The 2,153-nt window shown below is 38.2% G+C and carries 2 protein-coding genes and 1 pseudogene; all 3 read left to right on the forward strand.

Features of this window, described 5'->3' with window-relative positions; all coding sequences use genetic code 11:
- A partial coding sequence (locus A4S05_RS37605) for a type IV secretory system conjugative DNA transfer family protein (RefSeq protein WP_141699929.1) occupies positions 1–1,106 on the forward strand: 1,106 nt, incomplete at its 5' end.
- Between the two features lie 108 nt (positions 1,107–1,214).
- Positions 1,215–1,718, forward strand: coding sequence for a relaxase/mobilization nuclease domain-containing protein (locus A4S05_RS37610; RefSeq protein WP_176727228.1), 504 nt, complete (start codon positions 1,215–1,217; stop codon positions 1,716–1,718).
- Between the two features lie 36 nt (positions 1,719–1,754).
- A pseudogene (locus tag A4S05_RS37615) lies at positions 1,755–2,153 on the forward strand (DUF3854 domain-containing protein); the annotation flags it as partial.

The following is a 2,153-nucleotide window of genomic DNA, read 5'->3' on the forward strand; positions in this document are numbered from 1 at the left end:
TCTTTGCTCCAGCAGGGGATCAATTGACACAAGCTATCTTGATGTTGACTAAAGAGTTTGGCGAATGCGCTGATGTTATGACCAGTGCTGCCATACTTTCTTCTGAACAAATGGTGCAAAGATTGATGGCAGCTAATCTCAATCCTTGGATTAAAATTGCCTTTGGTCAGTTGTTCAGTTCCGCCGCAAGTGAAAAAACTGTTGCTGGCATTGTATCTACCGCTAGCATAATGTTCACTCGCTTCATGGCCAAAAATACTATTGGTTGTTTCATTGGTAAGACTACTCTTCCCTTATCAATCAAAGGTAAACAGATGATTATCTTCGGACTAGACAGAGAACGTCGGGACGCAGTTAGCCCTTTGCTCACCAGCATTTTACACATGACAATTGCTCGAAACATTGCTAAAAAGCGTCTTGATCCTCTTATAGTTGCACTCGATGAGCTGCCTTCTCTGTACTTACCAGACTTATTCAAATGGCTGAACGAATCACGCTCTGAGGGGTTCTGCGGTATCCTGGGCTGGCAGAATATGGGGCAGCTTGAGAAAAATTATGGAAAGGAAGTTGCTAAGACTATTCTTGGGGCTTGCGGGACTAAGTTTGTTTTCAATCCTGGTGAAAATGAGTCTGCACAATTATTCTCCAGTTTCTTGGGCGACGAGGAAATCAAGTACAAGCATAAAAGCCGTTCTACAGGCGGGGGAAAAGCAAACACTACTACTAGTGAGCAGGAAAAAACTAAAAAACTCTTTGAGTCAGCCCAGTTTTTGAAGTTGCCTCCAGGTAAATGTGTCTTCATTAACCCTGCTTATTCTAATAAAAATGAGGGGTCGGTTCCTTTGCTAAAATCTCTCAAAATACCTCAAGCTATTCGAGATATTGAAGAATATAACCAGCAGCGATGGGCTAACATTGTCAGTCTTTTAGCTCGAAAAAGTACTCAGAAATTTCCAACTCAGCAAGACTTAGATATCCGAATTGCTAATATTAACAATCGTTTTCCTTTATCTCAAAATACTCCAGAAGTTTCTAATAACTCTTTGCCTTTGGATATGTCTGAGGTTAGTTCATTGATAGATATTGAATCAAATGTTTTTATTTAAAAGAGCCAGTAGTGAATTGTAGATGGATATAAATTCTCGTTTCCATTACCCCTGTTAAAAGTTCCTTATTCCCTCTTTCCCTTTCATTGAGAACTTTTCCTTATGCGAATGATTATTGAAGAATCTGCTATTGAGAGTTTTAGTATCCTTGAAGAAATAGCATGGAATCGAAAGACTTGCTCAGTCAGCTTTTTAGATATTCATGCTGAGACTTCCGAAATCATTGCCAGTTTTCAAGCTCTCTCTTATCGAAGGCCAAAACTTAAAAAAGTTGGCATTTACACCATAATTACTTTAAAAAATCTTCATCAGCCTCTGACAGAAGAATCTTGCCAACAAATTTTAAATCAATATGTTCATGGTATTGGTTGGGATGATTTACAGTCTATTAGCTTTTGGGAAATTACACCTGATTCTCTTCATCTGCATATTATCTTTAATCGCGTTACTCCAACAGGTAAACTTATTGATTTAGCCTGCTTGGGAGCTGATTGGAAACAATATGAACTTCTCCAAAGATGCTGTTCTCAGGTTGTGCAAAAATCTTTATCTCAATGGGATCAAGGAAAACTGAACTCATCGTCAAGAGTTGGCATACAAATATCGGTATAACGTTTGCAAACTCCAAAATTAACAGTTAATAGTCTTATGTTTGATGAACGACATTTACAATTGAGTTCTGCTTATGCCAAAAGCAGTGAATACTTTGCCAGAGCAGTGATAGCTCCTTATCTAAAATTTGTATTGGACTCGATAGGGTTAGCAATAGATGATGAAATAAATAAGAGATTGAAATTGTCAATTGGTCAAGAGACTTATGTCATGACTCCTGATGAAAATGGTGGTTGGAAATGGCAGAAATTTGACCCGCAAACCGAGGAATCTATTCAAGCAGAGTTTGAAGAATTTGAAAAATTATTAACAGAATTATTAACTCCGCTTTTACCATCTGATGATGAATTTCCACTTTTACCACCGGATAATACAGATCCACTTTTGCCTGGCTCTAATACACCTCCTAAATTATCCCCCAGTGATTCACCTCCG

The sequence above is a fragment of the Nostoc sp. KVJ20 genome (genome assembly GCF_001712795.1).
Classification (GTDB): Bacteria; Cyanobacteriota; Cyanobacteriia; order Cyanobacteriales; family Nostocaceae; genus Nostoc.